Raw genomic sequence first — 23834 nt, forward strand, 5'->3', positions numbered from 1 at the left:
CATGACCGACCACACCGCCGCCCCGCCGTCCGCCGAGGGCCCCCTCCTGTCGGTGAGGGGGGTCGACGTGGGCTACCGCACCGGCCGCAGGAAACAGGTCACCGCGGTACGCGACGTCTCCTTCGACCTCCACCCCGGTCAGTCCATGGCCCTGGTGGGGGAGTCCGGCTGCGGCAAGACCACCCTGGGCCTGGGCCTGCTCCGGCTGCTCCCGCGCACCGGCGTCCTCTCCGCGGGCGAGGTCCTCTTCCGCCGCAAGGACGGCCGCCTCGTCGACGTGCGCACCCTCGCCCGCGAGGACCTGCGCCGTTTCCGCTGGAACGAGGCGGCCATGGTCTTCCAGGGCGCCATGAACGCCTTCAACCCCGTGCTGCGGGTGCGCGACCACTTCCTCGACACCTTCCGCGCCCACGACCGGGGCCGCCGCACGCGCGCCGAGGTCCTCGAACGCTCCGCCGAGCTGCTGAGCATGGTCCGGCTCGACCCCGCCCGGGTGCTGGACAGCTTCCCCCACGAACTCTCCGGCGGCATGCGCCAGCGCACCCTCATCGCGCTCGCCCTGGCACTGGAGCCGCAGCTGCTCATCCTGGACGAGCCCACCACCGCCCTGGACATCCTCACCCAGCGCTCCATCGTCGAGCGCCTCGCGGAGCTGCGCGAGGAACTGCGCTTCTCGATGGTCTTCATCACCCACGACCTGGGCCTGGCCGCCGAACTCGCCGACCGCGTCGGCACCATGTACGCGGGACGGCTGATCGAGACCGGCACCACCCGCGACATCTTCCACCGCGCCCGGCACCCCTACACCTCGGCGCTGATCAACTCGGTGCCCCCGGTCACCGGCGACCTCAGGGTTCCCGAGTCGCTGCCCGGAGGCCCGCCCAGCCTCTCCGCGCTGCCCCCCGGCTGCTCCTTCGCGCCGCGCTGCAAGCACGCCGTCGAGCGGTGCGCGTCCACCCGGCCCGTGCTCGACGTGCTCACGCACCGCCCCGACGGGCTGAGCCACGCCGCGGCCTGCCTGCGTTCGAACGAACTCTCCACCGAGGGGGCCACCCGTGACTGACCGGACCGTTTCAGCGGACCCGCGGCCCGAGCCCGGTGCCGCACCCGCCGGCGACGCAGGGGACGCCCCGCCGCCGGTGCTCAGCCTGCGCGGCGCGCACCAGGTCTTCTCCACCCCGCGCGGCGACGTGCCCGCCGTGGCGGGGGTCGACCTGGACGTGCGCCCCGGACGGGTGCTGTGCCTGGTCGGGGAGTCCGGCTGCGGCAAGACCACCAGCGCCCGCATGGCCGCGGGCCTGGCCGACCCGGTCCGGGGCTCCGTGCTCTTCCGGGGCAGGGACGTCGCGGAAATGGACCGGAGCGAGCGGAGACGCTTCCGCCGCTCGGTCCAGTTCATCCACCAGGACCCCTACGCCTCGCTCAACCCCGTGCGCACCGTCTACTCGACCGTCTCCGCGGGGCTGCGCCGCCACGGCCTGGTCAAGGACAGGCACGAGGCCCGCCGGGCCACCGCCGAACTCCTGCGGCGGGTCGACCTCACCCCGGCCGAGGAGTACCTCGACAAGTACCCGCACCAGATGTCCGGCGGCCAGCGCCAGCGCGTGGCCGTGGCCCGCGCCCTGGCGATGGAACCCGAGGTGATCATCGCCGACGAGTCCACCTCGATGCTCGACGTGTCCATCCGGGTCAGCCTGCTCAACACCCTCGGCGCGCTGCGCGACGACCTCGGCGTGGGCTTCCTGTTCATCACGCACGACCTGGCCGTGGCCAAGTACTTCGCCTGGGAGGGCGAGATCGCCGTCATGTACCTGGGCAGGATCGTCGAGCACGGTCCCACCCCGCGCGTGGTCAACGATCCCCGACACCCCTACACCAAGGCGCTCATCGACGCCGTCTGCGAACCGGACCCCGACCTGGCGCACGGCCGGGAACGGATCAGGCTGCGCAGCTCCGAGATCCCCGACCTGACGGACCTGCCGTCCGGGTGCGACTTCCACCCGCGCTGCCCCCTCTACGAGGAGGGCCGCTGCGACACCGTCCGGCCGCCGCTGGCCCCCGCGCACGACCGGCTGCTCGCCTGCCACGTCGTCGGCCGGGGCTGAGTCCGTGCTCGCCGTCGTCGGCCGCTTCGGACTCCTCGCCGGAGCCTTCCTCGCCCTGACCAGCGCACTCATGCTCGTCCTCACACCCCCCGGCACAGCCGAGTTCGTCATCAGCGCCCTCACCGTCGTGATCGGCCTGGTCGTGCTCTCCCTCGGTCTGCTCGCCGTCCTACTCGGAAGGAATCGCCAATGACCCCTCCCACCCCCCACCCCCTGATGCGGGACCTGAGCCGCAGGCGCCTGCTCCGGACGATCGGCCTCGGCGCGGCGGGCGTCGCCGGCGCCGGAGTGCTGTCCTCCTGCGCGGGCGGCGACAACGCCGAGAGCGGCGCCACGCAGTTCACCGGCGTCTTCGACTTCGACCTGGCCGCCCAGACGCGCAACGTCGCCGTGGAGGACGGCGCGCTGCTGATGAACTCCGTGTACGCCGACCTCTTCCTGCCCGCGGGCGCGTTCTACAACTGGGAGACCCACGAGTGGGACTACCTGCTCCTGGAGAACAGCGCCTGGGAGGGCGACGACCTCGTCGTGACCCTGCGTCCGGGCCTGAAGTGGAGCGACGGCACCGACCTGACCGCCGAGGACCTGCACCAGAACTACGCCATCCGGGTCCTGGAGGCGCCCGCGTGGTCGGTGGGCTTCCCGCAGATCACCGAGTTGGAGCGGCTGGACGACCTCAGCGTCCGCGCGCGCTTCGACAACCCCTTCCCCGGCATCGAGCTCCAGGTCGTCAAGCACCGGATCTTCTCCAAGTCGACCTACGGCGACTTCGGGGAGCGCGCGATCACGATGGTGGCCGACGGCGTCCGCCAGGGCGACGACGAGCACACCGAGTTCAACGCCGAGTTCATCGAGTTCAACCCCGAGGAGATCATCACCAGCGGGCCCTACACCTTCGACCGGGCCCAGATGTCCGACGCGCGGATCACCCTGGTGCGCGAGAGCACCGGCTACCGGGGCGAGGAGGTGAACTTCGAGGAGGTGGTCGTCCACAAGGGTGACAACCGCCAGGCCTCCCTGCTCATCCAGCAGGGCGAGGTCGACTACTCGACCCTGGCCACCTCCGCCGCCGACCAGCAGGCGTTCCGCGGCGTCGAGGGGTTCCGGTGGATCGAGCACCCCGGCTACGACGGCTGCGGACTGATGTTCAACTACGCGGCCAAGCCCGAGCTCAAGGACGTTCGGGTGCGCAAGGCGCTCAAGCACCTGCTCGACAGCGACCAGATCGGCCAGGTGGCCCGGGGCGAGGCCTACGACCGGGTGCGGTACTACTCCGGGCTGGTCGACCTCCAGACCGAGCAGATCTTCACCCCCGAGGAGCTCGCGGAGTTCGCCGCCTACGACCACGACCCGGACCGGGCCACCGAACTGCTGGAGGAGGCGGGCTGGACCAAGGAGGGCGGGGTCTGGCACACCGCCGAGGGTCAGGAGGCCAGCTACGAGATCATCGGCGTCGCGGGCTGGGGCGACTTCGAGCTGACCGCCACCCAGGTGGAGGAGGCCTGGAACGCCTTCGGGATCAAGACGACCGCGCGCAACGTGCCCGCGGACAACCCGTGGGGCATCTGGGCCGCAGGTGACTTCGAGGTGGCCGTGCGCCACTGGGGCAACCCGGAGATCCCGCAGTACTGGGGCGCCTTCCAGATGAACTTCCTGGTGGAGAACGCCCGCACCGGCGAGACCCCGGGGCAGGACTTCGACCTGAAGGTGGACAGCCCCAGCCGGGGCGAGGTGGACCTGGAGGCGCTGGTCGAGGTCGCCAAGACCGCGCAGACCGAGGAGGAGCAGACCGAGGCCCTCAAAACGATGGCGATCGTCTTCAACGAGCTGCTGCCGCGCATCCCGATCTGGACCTACAAGTACCTGGCCCCGGCCCTGGAGGGCGCGCGGGTGGAGTCCTTCCCCGAGGACCACCCCGCCGCCCAGAACCAGATCTACCGGGACAACCACATCATCCTGTCGCTGATGCAGGGCGGCCTGGAGGCTGCCGGGTAGGGGCCGACGGGACCGGGGGACCGGACCGCACCCGGGGGCGGGGCCGCACGGCCCCGCCCCCGCTGTGCGCACTCTCTCTTTTGTGCCGGAATGATGACCCTTGATGTGCATTCGCGGCTGAGGAAGGTAGTCTCCTGTGCGTCAGAAGGGTGGTGCCGCAAACACCGCCCGTTTCCTCTGCGAACGTCTCCGGAAGGGAAGCTCCGACTCCCTCTCCGGCGACGCGGAATGCGTTTTGGGCCCGCCGTCGCGGCAGTTTGACGGATGCGTTCGCGTACGTTCGAAAGCACGGGAAAAGACACTGTACTCCCAGTTCAAGGCTGTTCTCGGAAGGGTTCCGGGTGCGGCGGGGGACAGGGCGACAAAGAACGACAGGAGAGCCATGACCCCCGCTCCCCGCTGTTCCGCGCCCCGGGCGTCCCGGCCCGGAGAGGAACGCCGGAGAACCGTCGCACCCCGGTGGCGGCGCTTCCGCGCCACTGTGGACTTGGATTCGGTCAGTCCGTACACCTATTTCCGGACTTGCAGCTGCGAACGGGAAGATGCACGTGCGCCCTCCCGGACCGCGTCCCGCGCGGTCGCGCGTGCATGCGTCCGTGCCGGCCGCCGCGCGGACGCGCGTGCGCTTCCCGGGAGTGTTCCGCCGGGGGTCCGCGGACCCGTGACCCGAGGAACACGACCCGGACGAGTCGCCGTCCGGTGAGCCCGGACACCTCCTCCACACCCCCGGTCGCTGAAAGGAACCTCCCCATGCCCAAGGACCTGTACGACCTCGGCGAGGTGCCCCCGCTGGGCCACGTGCCCGCGCGCATGCACGCCTTCACCCTCCGGCGGGAGCGCTACGGCCAGCCCCGCGAGGCCTTCGCGCGCGAGGTCGTTCCCGTGCCCCGCCTCGAACCCGGGCACGTCCTCGTCTACACGATGTCCGCGGGCATCAACTACAACAACGTCTGGGCGGCCATGGGCCACCCCGTGGACGTCATCGCCATGCGCGAGAAGGTCGGGGCCGCGGAGGAGTACCACATCGGCGGCTCCGACGGCGCCGGGGTCGTCTGGGCCGTGGGCGAGGGGGTCCGCGGCGTGGAGGTCGGCGACCACGTCATCATCGCCCCGGGCCAGTGGGACGAGAGCGCCGACGACATCCGCATGGGCCGCGACCCCATCGCCTCGCAGAGCATGCGTGTCTGGGGCTACGAGAACAACTTCGGCTCCTTCGGCCAGTTCACCCTGGTGCGCGACATCCAGTGCCACCGCAAGCCAGAGAACCTGCCCTGGGACGTGGCGGGCGGCTTCCTGGTGAGCGCGGCCACCGCCTACCGCCAGCTCTTCGGGTGGGAGCCCAACGTGGTCCGCCCCGGCGACCCCGTGCTGATCTGGGGCGGGGCCGGGGGCCTGGGCACCTCGGCCATCCAGCTGGCCCGGCAGGTGGGCGGCAAGCCGGTCGCGGTGGTCTCCACCGAGGACAAGGCGCGGATGTGCCGCGAACTGGGCGCGGTCGGTGTGATCCAGCGGACCGAGTTCGACCACTGGGGGAGGGTTCCGGATGAGGGGGACACCCAGGCCTACGCCTCCTGGATGCGTGGGGTACGCGCCTTCGGCAAGCGCTTCTGGGAGGAGCTGGGGGAGCGGCGCGCGCCCCGGATCGTGTTCGAGCACACCGGCGCCGACACCCTGCCGACCTCGCTCTACCTGTGTGACAACGCCGGGATGGTGGTGCTGTGCGGCGCCACCTCGGGCTTCCAGGCCGACGTTGACCTGCGCTTCCTGTGGATGCGGCTCAAGCGCCTCCAGGGATCGCACTTCGCCTCCCCGGCACAGTGCCGTATGGTGATCGACCTCGTCGCGGGCGGCCAGCTCGACCCGTGTGTGACGAGGATCGTGGAGTTCGACGAGATCGGGGAGGCCCATCAGTTGATCCGGGACAACGCCCAGCCGCCGGGGAACATGTCCGCGCTGGTCAACGCCCGCGCGGGGCAGACCGGGCTGGACGTCTAGCCCCGGTGCGGACGGGTTGCTGACACCTGGCCGGAAACAGACACGGGTCCATAAATCTCACAAAAACATCTGGGGTCACAGCACCTCCACGAGAGTGTTCTCGCACGTCAGAGATGCTCCCCCGAGTGCTTTTCTGAGGCTTCCCCGATTCGTCTGCCAAGGCTGTCGACCTTTGTTAGTCTGGCGAACCGAACGACGGTTCTCGGTGGAAGTACAGGAATTGTGCGGGGCATGGATACTTGTCTCCGGATGGGGTGTCGCACCCGTCTGGTCCCCGCTCGGGCGGGGGCGCCCCGGCCGAGACCTTCTTCCGGCGCACGGGGCACCCGGCTGCCACGGGGGTCCCGCCCGGGATCCCGGGGCGGCCGCCTCCCCGGGCAGGGCGGTGGAGCGGCGCCGCCGCCGAGCCAGCCCCACCGACGCGAGGAGACGAGATTGTGGCAGAGGCGCCGTCGCCGCGAGACAGCCCCGCTCCGCACCCGCGCGGGGGCGGGTCGATGACGTCAGCGGAGGACGGGCAAGCAGCCAGGCGGGAGGGACGGTTCCGACGAGCCATCTCCCGTATGGTCAGAGCCCAGGAACCCCCCTCACCGGAGACCCAGCAAGGAAATCCCGTGCATCATCCCGTGCATCCGCACTCGCAGAATTCCGGCCGCGCGTCGGACCGGGACAGCGCCCAGCCCACGGGCGGGTCCGCTCCCGAGTCGGGCGCGACGGAGCGCGGCGACGCCGCGCCCCCCGCGACCGGCCCCTTCTCCGGCTCCGCCGAGAACGGGTACCGACCCGCCTCCAGGACCAGCGTCCCCAACCCCTACACGACCCGGCGGGTGAACGTCGACGACGTGGACACCGGGGCCTCCCCGGTCAACCAGTGGCGCGGCGTGGGCCTGGACGAGCCCGAGCCGCGTACCCCACCCATCACCGCCACCACGGACACCATGACTGACACCTCCTCACCGACAGAGCGCGCGGAGCGGCCCCAGGCCCCCGCGGCGCAGACGCAGGCGGCGCCCGCGGACACCACGCCGCAGCCGGCCCCGCGGCCCGAGCAGGCGGGGCGGCAGCGGGCCGAGGCTCCGCACGGGCGGACGCGGCTCCCCGAGGAGCAGGGCCGCTCGCCCCGGCCCGAACAGGCGGACTCCCACCGACAGGACCCGCCGCAGGCCGCTGACGACCACCGCCGGACCGAGCAGCCGCAGGCCGACGCACCCCAGGCCGACGACCACCGCCAGCCGGAGCAGCCGCAGGCCGCCGCGCCCGCCCAGGGCCACCAGCAGCCTCCCCAGGCGTGGCCCGCGCCCCAGCCCTACCAGGTGCCGGGCGAGCGCCCCGCGGCCCCGCAGGTGCAGGGCCAGCACGGGTACGCCCAGCAGCCGGTCCCCGGTCCGGTCGGCCACGACCCCTACGCGGCCCCCGCGCCCTACCAGGCGCCCCCCGGCGCGCAGTACGGCCCCTACCACCCGGCCGGGCAGGAGCCCCACCACCCCTACCCGCCGCACCCGCAGGCCGCCCCGGCGCCCTACCCCGCCGCGCCGCCGCAGCACGGCGGTTACGCGCCCCAGCCGCAGGGCCAGCACCCCTACCCGGCGCAGCCCGCGCACTACCCGGCGCAGTACCCGCCCCAGCCGCTGGTCACCTACCAGAGCGCCTACCCGGCGCCCTTCCAGCCCCCCGGCTACGTCATGCACGGCCAGCCGATGTTCTACCCGGGCCAGTACAACCCCTACGGCCAGCCGGTCCAGCACATCATCGTGCTCACCGCCGGACAGCAGCCGCAGGTGATCAGCGCCGAGTCGGCCAGCACGCTCTTCGCCGAGCACGCCGAGACCCGGACCGACTCCGCCGAGCGCGAGGACCGGGCCCTGACCCGTGCGGGCTCCGGCACGGACGCGGGCAAGGAGCAGCCCGAGCGGGAAGAGGAGCGGGAGGCCCCGGCCGAGGCCGCCGCGGAGCCCGCCGAAGCGGCTCCCGAGGCCCCCGCCGAGACGCTGACCGAGCGCAGGGCGGCCCTCATGGACGCGATCGCCCCCGCCGCCGCGGCCGCCCCCGCGCCCTCCGAGGGCGGCGACAGCCTCCTCAACGAGGCCCTCGCGGGTCTGGCCATGCGCGACCTGTCGCTCGTGGACGCCCTGCTGGAGATGGTCGAGGAGCTGGAGACCGACGCCCAGGACCCCGACCTGCTCGACAAGCTCTTCCAGATCGACAACTTCGCGACCCGTATGCGGCGCAACGGGGAAAACTTCCTGGTGCTCACCGGACATGACGGCGGCGAGTCCGACGCCCACGACGAGATCGTCCCCCTGCTCGACGTGGCCCGCGCCGCCACCTCCGAGATCAAGGACTACCCCCGCGTCCGGATGGGCAAGATCCCGCAGACCTCCATCACCGGTATGGCGGCCGACGACATCAGCCACCTGCTCGCCGAACTGCTGGACAACGCCACCGCCAACTCGCCCGAGCACTCCCAGGTCGTCATCAGCGCCCAGCAGATGACCGACGGGCGCCTCATGATCGTCGTCGAGGACGAGGGCGTGGGCATCCCCGAGGGGCAGCTCGCCGAACTCAACGACCGCCTCGCCGGCGAACCCGTCCTGGACGCCGACGTGCCCCGCCACATGGGCCTGTACGTCGCCAGCCGGATCGCCAAGAAGCACGGGCTGGAAGCCAGGCTCGAACCCCGATCCTTCCGCGGGGTGAGCGCCTACGCGATCATCCCCAAGGAGCTGCTGCGCGTGGCCACGCCGCGAACCCCCGGACAGGCCCGCACCTCGACCGTCCCGGCGAGCGCCCCGCCCGCCAAGCCCGTCGCGCCCGCCCCGGCTCCCGCCCGCCCCGCCGCCAACGGCACGGGCAGGCCCTCCGCGGCGAGCGGTTCGGCGGTGACCTCCGCCGGGCTGCCCCGGCGCAGCGCCACCCCGCACGGATCGCCCCTGCGGATGATGCCCCGCCCCGGGCAGAAGCCGGACGCCGCGCCCCAGGCCCGCGAGGACACCCCGCCCAGGCTCACCGGCGAGGCCCGGGCCGAGCAGATCCGCGACGAGCTCGGCGACTTCTTCGACGGCGAGCGCGAGGCCCGCGAGGGCGGCGACGAGCCCAAGGACGACAAGAAGTGACGGTTCCCGACCCCGTCCAGGGCGCCCCTCCCGGCGTGCCCCCGCAGACACCACAGCAGCGAACACGACCCTCGGCCCAGGCAGGTAAGGCACAGCGATGACTGAATCCGTGAACGACAGTGTTGAGAACTTCTCCTGGCTCATCGACCGCTTCGTCCGTGACGTGCGCGGTGTCGAGCACGCCGTCGTGGTCTCCTCCGACGGCCTGGTCCTGACACACTCCAGCGACTTCCCCGAGGAGCACGCCGAGCAGCTCGCGGCCATCGCCAGCGGCCTGCACAGCCTCGCCGTCGGCGGCGCCAACCTCTTCCAGAGGGGCGAGTGCGAACAGCTGCTGGTCCGCTTCAACCACGGCCACCTGTTCATCATGGCGATCAGCGACGGCTCCTGCATGGCGGTGCTCACCGCCCCGGGCACCGAGCTCAAGATCGTCGGCTTCCAGATGACCAAGCTCGTGGAGAACGTCGCCCACGTGCTCACGCCGCAGCTGCGCTCGCAGCTGCGCGAGGTCATCCAGAACTGACGACGGTGCCCGTTCGGGAGGAGAGGTTGCCTCGGCTATGAGCTTCCGCAGGCGAAGGAGTAACCGTGTCCGTCCGTTCACCTTCACGGGTGGGCGGACACGGTCGCGGCATCCGCTGATGGTGCAGACCCTGGTCTCGACGTCCGAGCCCGGGCAGGAACCTCCTGGCACCCTCATGCCGGAGTCGATCAGTATCTACAAGCTGTGCCGGGAGACCCGGTCGCTGGCCGAGGTGTCGGCCGAGTTGAACATCCCCCTGGGCGTCACCCAGGTCCTGGTCAGCGACCTGGCCGAACAGGACCTCGTGTACATCCACCCGACCATCACCGGCAGCAGTCCATCGGAAAACCAGGTTCTGGAGAGGGCTCTTCGTGGTCTCGAACGACTTTTCCAGTGACAAGAGGTCGAATCGCAAGAAGATGTCGAGCAAGATCGTCATCGCCGGGGGCTTCGGCGCCGGCAAGACGACCTTGGTGCGCTCGGTGTCGGAGATTCCCCCTGTCACGACCGAGGCGATCATGACCGAGGCCAGCATCGGTCATGACGACACCTCGATCACACCCGACAAGACGACCACCACCGTCGCGATGGACTTCGGTCGCATCACCATCGACGACGAACTGGTCATGTACATGTTCGGCACACCGGGCCAGGCGCGTTTCTGGTTCATGTGGGACGATCTGGTCCGCGGCGCGGTGGGTGCCGTCGTCGTGGTCGACTGCCGGAGGCTCGCGGACTCCTTCGACGCGGTCGACTACTTCGAGACGAACAAGCGCATCCCCTACATCGTGGCGCTGAACAAGTTCGAGGGCCGCCTCGAGTACACCTCCGAGCAGGTCCGCGAGGCGCTGGAGGTCAGTCCCGAGGTGCCGATCATCGACTTCGACGCCCGGAACCGCCTGTCCGGGGGTGAGGTGCTCAAGACGCTGCTCCGGTACGCGTTGGAGCACAACCGCGCCAGCGAGCCCGTCGCCTGACGGACGGGGAGACCCCGGTCTTCCCACCGCCCCGCAGATTCCCCAGGAAAGTTAGCGACAATGCGCAAGATCCTTATCGTCGGCGCGGGCCACGCCGGCCTGCACCTGGCCCATGGGCTCCTCACCCATGGATACGACGTCACGGTGATCACGGGGCAGTCCTCGATGGAGATCCGGACCGGTCGTTGCTCGGTCGCCCAGTTCACCTTCCCCACCGCTCTGGAGTACGAGCGCAAGTTCGACCTCGACTTCTGGAGTGCGCTGGCTCCCCAGATCCGTGAGCAGAAGCTGTTCATGTACATGGAGGGCGGGGTGTCGAGCGCTTTCAGCGGTAGCTCGCATCCGGGCAACGGTTACTCCGTCTCGGTCGACCGCCGGGTGAAGATGGCCGACTGGCTGGAGTTCTTCGAGGACCGGGGAGGCAAGGTGGTGATCCACGGGGTCACCGTCACCGATCTGGACTACTTCTCGCGGATGTTCGACCTGATCATCGTGGCCGTCGGCCACGGTGAGCTGGGACAGCTCTTCGACAACGACACGAGCCGCTTCAGCGGTGCCAGGCCCCGCTCCATCGCCCAGGCACACATCTACGACGTGTGGCCCGACCCCGAGGGCAACGACAACATCGGCTGGGCGGCCACGGCCCAGAGCGCGGGCAACCTCATGCTCATCCCGATGCTCGGCCAGGACGGGCCCTGCCACAACCTCCTGCTCGTGGACCGCAAGGGCGGTCCGATGGACGCCTGGCCGGACCGGCCAGGCCAGGAGGAGCAGCTGCGCCGGATGAAGGACCTGCTGAGGAAGCACGCGCCCGACGCCTTCGAGCGGATCAAGGACGCCAACCTCACCGACGGCCGCAGCACACTGGTCGAGGAGCTCACGCCGCAGGTCCGCAACCCGGTGGGCAAGCTGCCCAACGGGGGCAGCGTCCTGGGCATGGCCGACGTGGTGGTCACCATGGACCCCTACACCGGACAGAGCTGGAACAACTCCACCCGGTGCGCCCAGGCCTACCTGGAGGCGATCATCGAACGCGGCGACCAGCCCTTCGACGACGACTTCCTGGTCGCGGCGTTCGACCGTTTCTGGGAATTCGGTCAGGACAATCAGGAGTGGGCGGAGTTCGCCTCCACGCTGTGGGAGCGCGAACTGCCTCCCCACCTGGGAGTGGTGATGGAGGCCGCCGCCCGTTACCGCGAGGTCGGCGACCGTTGGATCCAGGCGTGGGACAACCCCTCCGACTTCAAGAACTGGCTGTTCAACCCGGAGGCCGCCATGCGGTACATCGAGGAGGTCAAGGAGAGGCACGGGGACTGAGGGCGAACGTGCCGCCTCCGCGATCTGGTGCCCGGTGCCCTGAGGGGCGCCGGGCACTTTGTGTTCCGCCCCCATTCTGGCATGCATTAATTCCCCATACGGTTGTCCGAATCAAGCGTCCGAAAAAGCGGAGTTCGTTGTCAGCGGTTGTGAGCAACCGTTACGCTCTTTCGGGTTGGTGCCTGTTAGTCCCCAATGGACCATTGTGGGGCAAGTTACTCCTTGTCCCCTCGGCGGTCTTCCGTGGACATGGAACGAACCGTCACACCGAAACCGCCCTTGACGCGGCGGGGAAACCCCGGTCTTGTGCATATGCACGGACGCGAATACCGCCGGGTCTCCTCGGACGCGAGGTGGGGGTAAGCGCCCCCGGGTGTTTTCCGGGGCGGCGGGTGACGGGTGGGCGAGAGGAAAGGCAGCGATCGTGAGCGGCAGATCAGACGGAGCCCCGGCCCACGGCCCCTGGGAGCCCATCGCAGTCGTCGGACTCTCCTGCCGGCTCCCGGGCGCGCGCACGCCCGACGCCTTCTGGCGGCTGCTGTGCGAGGGGCGCGAGGCCATCACCCCGCCGCCCGCCCGGCTGGGCGAGTCCCCCACGGGACGCGGGAGTACCTGGGGCGGCTACCTCGACAACGCCGAGGACTTCGACGCCGCCTTCTTCGGTATCTCCCCGCGCGAGGCGCTGGCCATGGACCCCCAGCAGCGCCTGATGCTCGAACTGAGCTGGGAGGCGGTCGAGAACTCCCGGACGGCGCCCGGCACGCTGCGGGGCGCGCGGGTGGGCGTGTTCACCGGGGCCATCGGCTCCGACTACGCGCTCCTGTACGACCGCGGCGGGGCCGGGGCCATCACCCACCACACGCTGACGGGTACCCACCGCAGCATGATCGCCAACCGGGTCTCCCACGCCCTGGGCCTGGTCGGGCCGAGCCTGACCGTCGACGCCGGGCAGTCCTCCTCCCTGGTGGGCGTGCAACTGGCGGTGGAGAGCCTGCGCCGGGGCGACTCCGACGTCGCGCTGGCGGGCGGGGTCAACCTCATCCTGGTCGCCGAGAGCACCGAGAGCGTCGCCAGGTTCGGCGGGCTCTCCCCGGACGCGCGCTGCCACACCTTCGACTCCCGGGCCAACGGCTACGTGCGCGGTGAGGGCGGGGCCGTGGTCGTGCTCAAACCCCTCGGCCGGGCCCTGGCCGACGGCGACCGCGTCCACGCCGTCATCCACGGCGGGGCGGTCAACAACTCCGGCGCGGGCGAGTTCCTCACCCGCCCCACCGTCGACGGGCAGGAGGCGGTGATCCGCGCGGCCTACGCCGACGCGGGCAAGGACCCCGGCCAGGTCGCCTACGTGGAGCTGCACGGTACCGGGACTCCGGCGGGCGACCCGGTGGAGGCGGCGGCCCTGGGCGGCGTCTTCGGCCGGGGCGCCGAGGAACCGCTGCGGGTGGGCTCGGCGAAGACCAACGTCGGACACCTGGAGGGCGCGGCGGGCGTCGTCGGCCTGGTCAAGACGGTGCTCAGCCTGGACCACCAGCAGATCCCGCCCACCCTGAACTTCGCCGAACCCCACCCCGACATCGACCTGGACGGCCTCGGGCTGTCGGTGCAGACCCGGCGCGAGCCCTGGCCGACCCACACCCCCCTGGCGGGGGTGTCCTCCTTCGGCATGGGCGGCACCAACTGCCACCTGGTCCTGGGGCCGGGGCCCGTGCCCGAGCGGACCGGCTCCGACCCGGTGACCAAGCGCGTCCTGGACCCGGTGCCCTGGGTGCTCACCGCCCGCTCGCCCGAGGCCCTGCGCGCCCAGGCCTCCGCGCTGCACGCCTACGTCTCCTCCCGGCCCGGCGTCAGGGCGCACGACGTGGGCCTGTCCCTGGCCACCACCCGCGACGTCATGGAGCACCGCGCGGTGGTCCTGGCCCCCGGGGAAGACAGCGACCGCGAACTGGAGTCGGTCCGACTGGAGGGCGGTCCCGACACCGAGCCCGGCCACGACGGCCCCGTCCTCGTCTTCCCCGGACAGGGCGGCCAGTGGGCGGGGATGGGCCGCAGCCTGCTCGACGGCGAGGGGGTGCTGGCCGAGGCCTTCACCCGGCGCCTGCGCGAGTGCGAGAGGGCGCTGGAGCCCCACACGGACTGGTCGGTCTCGGCGGTGCTGCGCGGCGACTCCCAGGCACCCCCGCTGACGGGCGAGGGCTCCAGGGCGGACGTGGTGCAGCCGGCGCTGTGGGCGGTCATGGTCTCCCTGGCGGGCGTGTGGGAGGACCTGGGGGTGCGGCCCTCGGCGGTGGTCGGGCACTCGCAGGGTGAGCTGGCCGCGGCGTGTGTGTCGGGTGCGCTGTCCCTGGAGGAGGCGGCCCGTATCGTGGCGCTGCGCAGCCGGGCGCTGACCGCGCTGTCGGGCAGCGGCGGGATGGCCTCGCTGGGCGTCACGGCCGAGGAGGCCGCCGAGCTCGCGGCCGACATCCCCGACCTGAACGTGGCCGCGGTCAACGGCCCCGAGGCGGTGGTGGTCTCGGGGAGCCCGCGCGCGGTGCGCGAGGCCGTGGAGCGCTGTGTGGACCGGGGTGTGCACGGGGCGCTGGTCGACGTGGACTACGCCTCGCACTCGGCGCACGTGGAGCGCATCCGCGACACGATCGTCCGTGACCTGGGCGAGGTGCGCTGGCGGGCGCCGCGGATCCCCTTCTACTCCACGCTCGTCGGCGCGCGCCTGGACGGGGACGGCCCCGCCCTGGACGCCGGGTACTGGTACACGGCGTTGCGCGAGCCGGTCCTGTTCGCCTCGGCGGTCGGCGCGCTCATCGCCGACGGGAGGCGCGTCTTCATCGAGGTCGGCCCGCACCCGGTGCTCTCCTACGGGGTGCGGCGCTCCCTGGAGGCGGCGGGTGTGCGGGGGCACGTGCTGGAGACCCTGCGCCGGGGCGACGGCGACCAGGCCCAGTTGCTCACGGCGGCGGCGCGGGCCTTCACCACCGGTGTGGACATCGACTGGCCCATGCTGTTCGAGGGCACCGGCGCGCGGCGCATCGACCTGCCCCCCTACCAGTTTCAGCGCCGGCGTCACTGGCCCGACGACCTGGCCGCGCGCCGTCCCGCCTCCGGGGCCCCGGCCCCCGAGAGCGAGGACGACCAGCGGGCGCGGGAGCGCACGGCTCCGGTCCTGGAGCTGGTGTGCGAGCACACCGCCCGCGTCCTTGACCGGGAGGCACTGGACCCGGGTGAGGAGAAACGGGCCTTCCGGGACCTGGGCTTCGACTCCATCATGACGCTCGAACTGGGCGACGAGCTGGAGGAGCGGACCGGGGTCCGCCTGGAGGACACCGTCCTGTTCGAGTTGCCCACCCCGGCTGAGCTGGCCGCCTTCCTGGTCACCGAACTGGGGCGGGAGGAGGTCACCACCGCCTCCGCGCCGTCGCGGTCGGCTCCCGTGCCCGCGCCCGCCCCCGCACCGGCCCGGCCCGCCGACGAGGACGACCCCGTCGCCATCACCGCGATGGCCTGCCGCCTGCCGGGAGGCGTCTCCTCGCCCGAGCAGCTGTGGCGCCTGGTCGAGGACGGCGTGGACGCCACGGGCGATCTGCCCGACAACCGATTCTGGGACCTGGACTCCCTCTACGACCCCGAGCCGGGCGCGCCCGGGCGCACCTACACCCGTCGGGGCGGCTTCCTGTACGACGCCGACCTCTTCGACGCCGACTTCTTCGGTATCTCCCCGCGCGAGGCCGACGCCATGGACCCCCAGCAGCGGCTGCTGCTGGAGACCTCCTGGGAGGCGGTCCGGCGCGCCGGGCTGTCCGACGAGGCCCTGCGCGCGGAGAACGTGGGCGTCTTCGTGGGGGCCATGCCCAGTGACTACGGTCCGCGCCTGGCCGACCCCGTGCGCGGCAACGACGGCGGGTACCGCCTCACCGGGTCCACCCTGAGTGTGGCCTCGGGCCGCATCGCCTACGTGCTGGGGCTCAACGGCCCGGCCATGACCATCGACACCGCCTGCTCCTCCTCCCTGGTCGCCGTCCACCAGGCCGCCGAGGCCATCCGCCGGGGCGAGTGCGCCATGGCACTGGCCGGGGGAGCGACCGTCATGGCCACGCCCGGCATGCTCCTGGAGTTCGCCGCCCAGCGGGGGCTGTCCGCCGACGGCCGCTGCCGTGCCTTCGGGGAGGGCGCCGACGGCACGGCCTGGGCCGAGGGCGCCGGAGTACTGCTGCTGGAGCGCGCCTCCCGGGCCCGCCGGGCCGGACGCCCCGTCCTGGCCCTGATCCGGGGCGGCGCGGTCAACTCCGACGGCGCCAGCAACGGGCTCACCGCGCCCAACCCGCAGGCCCAGCAGCGGCTGATCCGCAGCGCCCTGGCCGACGCCGGACTGGAGCCGGGCGAGGTGGACGCGGTCGAGGCGCACGGCACCGGCACGCGTCTGGGCGACCCCATCGAGGCCAAGGCGCTCATCGCGGTGTACGGCCGGGACCGGGACGGGGAACCGCTGCGCCTGGGCTCGCTCAAGTCCAACATCGGGCACGCCCAGGCCGCGGCCGGGGTCGCCGGGGTGATCAAGACCGTGCAGGCCCTGCGCCACGGACGGCTGCCCCGGACCCTGCACGCCGACGTTCCCACCACGCAGGTGGACTGGGAGGACGCCGGGGTGCGCCTGCTCCGGGAGAACGAGCCCTGGCCCGACACCGGCCGTCCCCGGCGCGCCGCCGTGTCCTCCTTCGGCATCAGCGGCACCAACGCCCACCTGGTGCTGGAGGGGGTCGTCGACGAGGGCGCCCCGGTCAGCATGGTGGACCTGCCCTTCCAGCGCCGCAGACACTGGACCCGGCCCCCCGCCCCGGAGGCGGCCCCCGCCGCGGCCCCGCGGCTGCTGGACGGACCGGGTCTGGAGCTGGTCGACGGCAGCACCGTGTTCGGCGGCCGGATCGGTGAGGCCGCCCACCCCTGGACGCGCGACCACCGGCTCCTGGGCCGGGTCGTCCTGCCCGGGACGGCGCTGGCCGAACTGGCCCTGTACGCCGGAGCGCACACCGGCGCCGCCGCCGTGGCCGACCTGACCCTGGAGCGGCCCCTCATCCTGCCCCGGGGCGGGGAGACCTCCGTGCAGGTGACCGTCGCCGCGCCCGACGCGCGCGGGCGCCGCGCGGTGAGCGTGCACTCGCGCGGCCCCGACGCGGGGGAGTGGACCCGGCACGCCTCGGGCGCGCTGGAACCCGACACCGGCGGGGAGGCTCCGTCCGCGGGGGCCTGGCCGCCGCCGGAGGCGGCCCCGGCGCCGTTCGGGTATGACGAGGACTACGGGCGGCTGGCGCGGCGCGGCTACGCCTACGGGCCGGTCTTTCGCGGGCTGCGATCGGTGTGGCGGGGGCGGGGTGACACGCTGCTGGCCACGGTCGCCCTGCCCGAGGGGCGCCGCGGGGGAGCCTTCCGCGGCCCCCACCCGGCGCTGCTGGACGCGGCCCTGCACGCCGTGCTGCTCTTCGGCGAGAGCCGGGACGGTCCGCCCCTGGTCCCGTTCGCGTGGAGCGGGATGCGCGTCCCCGACCGCGACGGCCCGCCGCCCGCCGAGCTGCGCGTGGTCCTGGAGCCGCTGGGCGGCGACCGCCACCGTCTCACCGCCTTCGACGAACGGGGAGACCTGGCGGTCGGCGTGGACGAGCTGGCGCTGCGCCCGATCGACGCCGAGGACCTGCCCCCGGCCCCCGACGAGGAGCCCGGGCTCTACCGGGTGCGCTGGGACCCGGTTCCGGCGCCGGAACCGGCCGCGCGGGTGCCCGTCGGACTGGCCGCCCTGGGCGACCTGGCCCCCGACGCGCCCGTCCCCGACACCGTCTACGCCGAGCTGCCCCCGCGCGCGGTCTACGCCGACCACGACCCCGTCCCCTCCTCGGTGTACGAGGGGCTGCACGCGGTCCTGGACACCGTGCGCACGTGGCTGTCCGAGGACCGGTTCGCGCACGCCCGCCTGGTTCTGGTGACCTGGCGCTCGGTGTCCACCTCTCCCGAGGACCGGCTGGGCGGCCCGGCGGCCTCACCGGTGTGGGGCCTGCTGCGCTCGGTCCAGCGCGAGCATCCCGACCGGTTCGTGCTGGTGGACTCCGACGGGTCAGAGGACTCCCACCGCGTCCTGCCCGCGGCCGCGACGCTCGGCGAGCCTCAGCTGGCCCTGCGCTCGGGTCGGGTCCTGGCGCCGCGCCTGGTCCCGGCGCATGCGGACGACGTCCCCGTGCCGCCCGGTCCGGCCTGGCGGATCGAGGTCGACGGCCCGGACGGTTCCGCTCTGTCGGCGGCACCCGCCGCCGCGGCGCCGCTGGAGGGGCACCAGGTGCGTGTCGCGGTCCGCGCCGCCGGTGCGGCCCCCGACGTGGAGGCCTCCGTCCGGCGCACCGGCGCACAGGGCGCAGGCGTGGTCCTGGAGACGGGCGCGCAGGTGCACGACCTGGTCCCCGGCGACCGCGTCACCGGCCTGTTCGACGACGCCTTCGCCACGACGGCCGTCGCCGACCGGCGCCTGCTCGCACGGGTTCCGCGCGAGTGGGGCCTGGAGGAGGCCGCGGCCGTCCCGTTCCCCGCGCTGACGGCCTACCACGCCCTGGTCGACCTGGCGGCCGTGCGCCCCGGGGAGAGCGTCCTGGTGCACGACGCGGCCCGCGGCGCCGGACCGGTCGCGGTGCAGCTCGCCCGCCACATGGGCGCCCACGTCCTGGCCACCGCCGACCCGCGCCAGTGGCCGCTGCTGGTCGGCCTGGGGCTGTCCGAGGACTGCCTGGCCTCCAGCCGCGACCCCGGCTTCGCCGCCGCCGTGCGCGAGGCCAACGGGGGCAGGGGCGTGGACGTGGTCCTGGACACGCGTGCCGGGGACGGTGTCGACGCCCTGATGGGCCTGCTCGTCGCGCCCTCCGACGGCGGCGGAGTGGGCGGCCGGTTCGTGGAGATGACCGGGACCGGTCCCCGCGACGGGGCCGAACCCCCGGTCGCCGACCACCCGGGGCGCGGCTACGAGGCCTTCCGACTGGCGGACGTGGACGCCGAGCGGGTCGGGCAGATGCTCACCCGCGTCATGGAGCTGTTCGCCTCCGGTGTCCTCAGCCCGCTCCCGGTGGACGTCCACGACCTGCGTGACGCGCACCTGGCACCCACCGACCCGGACGGGGCCGTGGTCCTGGCCGTCCCGGCGCCCTTCCCCCAGGACGGCACCGTCCTGGTCACCGGGGGCACCGGCACCCTGGGCCACCAGGTGGCCCGGCACCTGGTCACCGGGTACGGGGTGCGCCACCTGACCCTGATCAGCCGCAGCGGTGCCGCCGCGCGGGGCCAGGACGGGCGCACCGACGAACTGCGGCGCCTGGGCGCGCAGGTGGAGGTGCACGCCTGCGACGCCGCGGACCGCGACGCGCTGGCCCGCCTGATCGACTCCCTGCCCGGGGAGCGGCCGCTGCGCGCCGTCGTCCACACGGCGGGGGTGCTCGACGACGCCACCGTGCTGTCCCTGGACGCCCAACGGCTGGAGGCGGTGCTGCGGCCCAAGGTGGACGCCGCCTGGAACCTGCACGAGCTGACCGCGGACCTGGACCTGGGCGCCTTCGTCCTGTTCTCCTCGGTGACGGGGACCCTGGGCAGCCCGGGGCAGGCCAACTACGCGGCGGCCAACGTCTTCCTGGACGTGCTCGCACGCCTGCGCCGCGAGCGCGGGCTCCCCGCCCTGTCGCTGGCCTGGGGCCTGTGGGACGAGGCCAGCGGGATGACCGCCCACCTGGACGGCGGTGACCTGGGCGCCCTGGGCCGCGCCGGACTGCTCCCGATGCCCGTCGACCGCGCCCTGGCCAAGATGGACGCCGCCCTCTACCTGGGGGGCGACGTCCTGGTTCCCGCCCTGCTCAACCTGGGGGACGGCGCCGACCTGCCGATCCTGCGCGAGCTCGCCGGACCCGCCGGGGAGGATGACCCGGGCACGGGCGGCGGCGGGGAGCCGCCGCTGTCGCGGCGGAGTCTGACCGGGCTGGCCCCGGCCGAACGCGGACGGTTGCTGCTCACCGAGGTGCGCGAGCGCACCGCGCTCGTCCTGTCCCGGCAGGACGCGGGCCAGGTCCCGGCCGACCGCCCCTTCCGCGAGCTGGGCCTGGACTCCCTGACCGGGGTCGAGCTGCGCAACCGGCTGGGCGCCGCCTCCGGCCTGCGCCTGCCCGCGACCGCGGTGTTCGACCACCCCACCCCGCGAGCCCTGGCCCGGTTCCTGGAGGGCCTGCTCTTCCCCGCCGAACCGGAGGAACCCGGGGACGCGCGGAGGTCCGGGAACGCCGAACCGGAGACGGAGCCCGGTGACGCGGGCAGCAGCATCGACGACATGGACGTGGAGGACCTCCTGCACCTGGCCCTGGGCCGGGAGGGGGCCGCGTCCGACGGTGAACAGGAGACGGCTGATGGCTACCGATAGCGCTCAGAACACCAAGCTCGTCGCCGCGCTGCGCTCCGCTCTCAAGGAGAACGAGCGCCTGCGCGGCCGCAACCGGGAACTGGACCGCAGAAGCGACCCCGTGGCCGTCGTGGGCATGGGGTGCAGGCTGCCGGGGGGAGTGGACTCGCCAGAGGGTCTGTGGGATCTGGTGGAGCAGGGCACCGACGCGATCGGGCCCTTCCCCGAGGACCGGGGCTGGGACCTGGACGCCGTGCTCGGCGGTTCCGAGCCCCTGTCCGCGATGGACCAGGGCGGCTTCTTGGAGGGCGCCGCCGACTTCGACGCCGCGTTCTTCGGGATCTCCCCGAAGGAGGCCGCCGCCATGGACCCCCAGCAGCGCCTGCTGCTCGAACTGAGCTGGGAGGCCCTCGAACGCGCCGGGATCGACCCCTCCTCGCTGGCCGGGACGCCCACTGGCGTCTACGTGGGGCTGATGGCTGCCGAGTACGGCCCCCGGCTCTCCGACGCCCCCGAGGACGGGCACCTGCTCACCGGCACCATGCCCAGCGTGGCCTCCGGCCGCATCGCCTACACCCTGGGCCTGGCGGGTCCCGCGCTGACCGTCGACACCGCCTGCTCCTCCTCCCTGGTCGCACTGCACCTGGCGGTGCGCGCCCTGCGCGAGCGGGAGTGCTCCCTGGCGCTGGTGGGCGGCGCCACCGTCATGGGAACCCCCGGAGTGCTGGCCGAGTTCAGCCGCAAGCAGGGGTTGTCCGCCGACGGCCGCTGCCGGGCCTTCGGCGCGGGGGCCAACGGCACCGGGTTCGCCGAGGGGGCGGGCGCGCTGGTCCTGGAACGCCTCTCCGACGCCAGGCGCAACGGACACCGCGTGCTCGCCCTGGTCCGGGGCAGCGCGGTCAACCAGGACGGCGCCTCCAACGGGCTCACCGCGCCCAACGGGCCCTCCCAGGTGTCCGTGGTGCGGGCCGCCCTGGACGACGCCGGAATCTCCCCGGACGGGGTGGACGCGGTCGAGGCCCACGGCACCGGGACCACCCTGGGCGACCCCATCGAGGCCCAGGCCCTCATCGAGGCCTACGGGGGAGAGCGCGGGGCCCCGCTGCTGGTGGGCTCGCTCAAGTCCAACATCGGCCACACCCAGGCCGCGGCCGGGGTGAGCGGTGTGGTCAAGGCGGTGCAGTCCCTGCTGCACGGGACCGTCGCGCCCACCCTGCACGCCGAGGAGCCCTCGACCCACGTGGACTGGGACTCCGGCGCGGTCCGCCTGGCCACCCGGGCGCACCCGCTGCCCGACCTGGGCCGGCCCGCCCGGATCGGGGTCTCCTCCTTCGGGATCAGCGGAACCAACGCCCACGTCATCCTGGAGGCGCCGCCCGCAGAGGCCGCCGACACCGGGACCCCGGCCTCCGCGCGGGAGAGCGGACCCGTCCCGGCCCCGCGGACCCTGCCGTTCGTGGTCTCCGCGCGAGGGGAGGAGGCCCTGCGGACACAGGCCGCGCGCCTGTCGGCCCACCTGGGCGCCGCGCCGGCCACCGATCCGGGCCGCGAACCCGAGGGCGGCCCCGGGGAACACGCGGCCCTGGTGGCCACGGCCCGTGCCCTGGCCACCACCCGCGCGCGCCTGGAGGACCGCGCCGTCGTCCTGGCCTCCGACACCGGCGGCCTCACCGCCGCCCTGGACGCCCTGGCCGAGGGGCGCCCCGACGCCGCCCTCGTGCGCGGGCGCGCGGACACGGGCGGCTCCGTGGCCTTCGTCTTCTCCGGTCAGGGATCCCAGCGCCTGGGCATGGGCCGCGGCCTGTACGAGGCCCACCCCGCCTTCGCCCGTGCGCTGGACGAGGCCGTCGACGCCCTGGACCGCCACCTGCCGCGTCCGCTGCGCACGGTGATGTGGGCGCGGGAGGGCACCGCCGAGGCCGAACTGCTGGACCAGACCCTCTACACCCAGGCCGGGGTCTTCGCGGTCGAGGTGGCCGTGGTGCGGCTGCTGGAGTCGCTGGGCGTGGTCCCCGACCACGTCGTCGGCCACTCCATCGGCGAACTGGCCGCCGCGTACGCGGCGGGCGTGTTCACGCTGGAGGACGCCGCCGCCCTGGTCGCCGCCCGCGGTGCGCTCATGCAGGACCTGCCCGAGGGCGGCGCGATGGTCGCGGTCCAGGCCGAGGAGCGGGAGGCCCGCCAGGCGGTCGCCCGCTCCGGCGGACAGCTCTCCGTCGCGGCCGTCAACGCGCCCGACAGCGTCGTGCTGTCCGGGGAGGAGACGGCCGTGGCCGCCCTGGCCGACCACTTCGCCCGGCAGGGCCGCCGCACCAAGCGGCTGACGGTCTCCCGCGCCTTCCACTCCCCGCTCATGGACCCCATGCTCGGCGCCTTCGCCCGCGCCGCCGAACGCGTTTCCTACCACAGGCCCGTCCTCCCCCTGGTGTCCAACCTGACCGGAGCCCGTGCGGGGGAGGAGGTCCGCGAGCACGGCTACTGGGTGCGGCACGTGCGCGAGGCCGTCCGCTTCGCCGACGGCGTCGCCCACCTGCACAAGGCCGGGGTCACCGAGTTCGTGGAGGTCGGCCCGGGCGGCGTGCTCAGCTCCATGGTGCAGTCCTGCCTGGGCGGGGACCGGGGGGCGCGGGTCACCGCGCTGCTCGGCGGGGAGCGCGACGAGCAGCGCGGGTTCGCCGAGGGGCTGGCCGCCCTGCACGCCCGGGGCGCGCACGTGGACTGGTCCGCCTACCTGCCGCCCGGTCCGGTGACCGCCCTGCCCACCTACCCCTTCCAGCGCGAGCGCTACTGGATGAACCCGCCGGCCGGGGGCCGCGTCGTGGTCGAGACCGGCGCCGGGGCGACCGCCGCCGGGGGCGGTGCCGCGCCCGGCGCGCGCGCCGACCTCACCGCTCTGGGCGATGACGAGCGCACCGAGGCGCTGCTGGACCTGGTGCGCCGGGAGTCGGCCGCGCTGCTCGGCCACGCCTCCCCGCGCGACGTCCGCTCCGACCAGGGCTTCCTGGAGATGGGCCTGGACTCCCTGGGCGCGGTCCGCCTCGGCGAGCGCCTGAGCGCCGCGACCGGTCTGGACGTGTCGGCCACCACCGTGTTCGACCACCCCGAGCCCCGGGTCCTGGCCGCCCACCTGAGCGCGGAGCTCGCCCCCGAGGACATCGACGCCTCCCAGGCGGCCGGGGGCGACGAGCGGGTCCGCGCCGCGCTCGCCCGGATCCCCGTGGACCGGCTGCGCTCGGCCGGACTCCTGGAGGCCCTGCTCGCCCTGGACACGGGAGTGGCGGCGGGGGACGCGGGGGAGGACGGCGCAGCCGAGGAGGAGGGCGCCAACACGGACGTGGACTCCATGGACGTCGACGACCTCATGCGCATGGTGTACGGCCGAGACTGAGGAAGCGAAGGACACGC

The 23834-nt window shown here is 73.3% G+C and carries 12 protein-coding genes; all 12 read left to right on the plus strand.

Features of this window, described 5'->3' with window-relative positions:
• The first annotated feature begins 1 nt into the window (after window position 1).
• The 12 genes from UIS43_RS24035 to UIS43_RS24090 all read left to right on the plus strand — a co-directional run bounded on the left by UIS43_RS24035 (window position 2) and on the right by UIS43_RS24090 (window position 23817).
• Window positions 2-1063, plus strand: coding sequence for an ABC transporter ATP-binding protein (locus tag UIS43_RS24035; RefSeq protein ID WP_071621438.1), 1062 nt, complete (start codon window positions 2-4; stop codon window positions 1061-1063).
• The gene (locus tag UIS43_RS24040) at window positions 1056-2105 is read left to right on the plus strand and encodes an ABC transporter ATP-binding protein (protein WP_013151539.1); all 1050 of its coding nucleotides are present in this window, start codon (window positions 1056-1058) and stop codon (window positions 2103-2105) included. Before UIS43_RS24035 ends, UIS43_RS24040 begins: the two co-directional genes overlap by 8 nt.
• A 4-nt stretch (window positions 2106-2109) precedes the next feature.
• Window positions 2110-2298 carry a hypothetical protein gene (locus tag UIS43_RS24045; protein WP_013151540.1) on the plus strand — a complete coding sequence of 63 codons (189 nt, stop codon included), beginning with the start codon at window positions 2110-2112 and terminating at the stop codon, window positions 2296-2298.
• Window positions 2295-4100 carry an ABC transporter substrate-binding protein gene (locus UIS43_RS24050; RefSeq protein WP_071621439.1) on the plus strand — a complete coding sequence of 602 codons (1806 nt, stop codon included), beginning with the start codon at window positions 2295-2297 and terminating at the stop codon, window positions 4098-4100. Before UIS43_RS24045 ends, UIS43_RS24050 begins: the two co-directional genes overlap by 4 nt.
• Before the next feature lie 750 nt (window positions 4101-4850).
• Entirely contained in the window at window positions 4851-6095 is a 1245-nt protein-coding gene (gene ccrA / locus UIS43_RS24055) for a crotonyl-CoA carboxylase/reductase (RefSeq protein WP_013151542.1), read from the plus strand.
• 614 nt (window positions 6096-6709) lie between these two features.
• Window positions 6710-9208, plus strand: coding sequence for an ATP-binding protein (locus UIS43_RS24060; RefSeq protein WP_013151543.1), 2499 nt, complete (start codon window positions 6710-6712; stop codon window positions 9206-9208).
• Between the two features lie 97 nt (window positions 9209-9305).
• Complete coding sequence (locus UIS43_RS24065; RefSeq protein WP_013151544.1) at window positions 9306-9731, plus strand: roadblock/LC7 domain-containing protein; 426 nt, start codon at window positions 9306-9308, stop codon at window positions 9729-9731.
• A 37-nt stretch (window positions 9732-9768) separates the two neighbouring features.
• Window positions 9769-10128: a DUF742 domain-containing protein gene (locus UIS43_RS24070; protein WP_013151545.1), complete on the plus strand. Its 360-nt coding sequence runs from the start codon at window positions 9769-9771 to the stop codon at window positions 10126-10128.
• Between the two features lie 22 nt (window positions 10129-10150).
• Window positions 10151-10708 (plus strand): ATP/GTP-binding protein, encoded by a 558-nt coding sequence (locus tag UIS43_RS24075; protein ID WP_041552253.1) that lies wholly within the window; start codon window positions 10151-10153, stop codon window positions 10706-10708.
• Between the two features lie 60 nt (window positions 10709-10768).
• Complete coding sequence (locus UIS43_RS24080; protein WP_370011775.1) at window positions 10769-12025, plus strand: styrene monooxygenase/indole monooxygenase family protein; 1257 nt, start codon at window positions 10769-10771, stop codon at window positions 12023-12025.
• A gap of 424 nt (window positions 12026-12449) precedes the next feature.
• The gene (locus UIS43_RS24085) at window positions 12450-20450 is read left to right on the plus strand and encodes an SDR family NAD(P)-dependent oxidoreductase (protein WP_370011778.1); all 8001 of its coding nucleotides are present in this window, start codon (window positions 12450-12452) and stop codon (window positions 20448-20450) included.
• The gene (locus tag UIS43_RS24090) at window positions 20437-23817 is read left to right on the plus strand and encodes a type I polyketide synthase (protein ID WP_370011780.1); all 3381 of its coding nucleotides are present in this window, start codon (window positions 20437-20439) and stop codon (window positions 23815-23817) included. Before UIS43_RS24085 ends, UIS43_RS24090 begins: the two co-directional genes overlap by 14 nt.
• Window positions 23818-23834: the final 17 nt, after the last annotated feature.

The organism is Nocardiopsis sp. LDBS0036, from assembly GCF_041228755.1.
Taxonomy (GTDB): Bacteria; Actinomycetota; Actinomycetes; order Streptosporangiales; family Streptosporangiaceae; genus Nocardiopsis; species Nocardiopsis dassonvillei.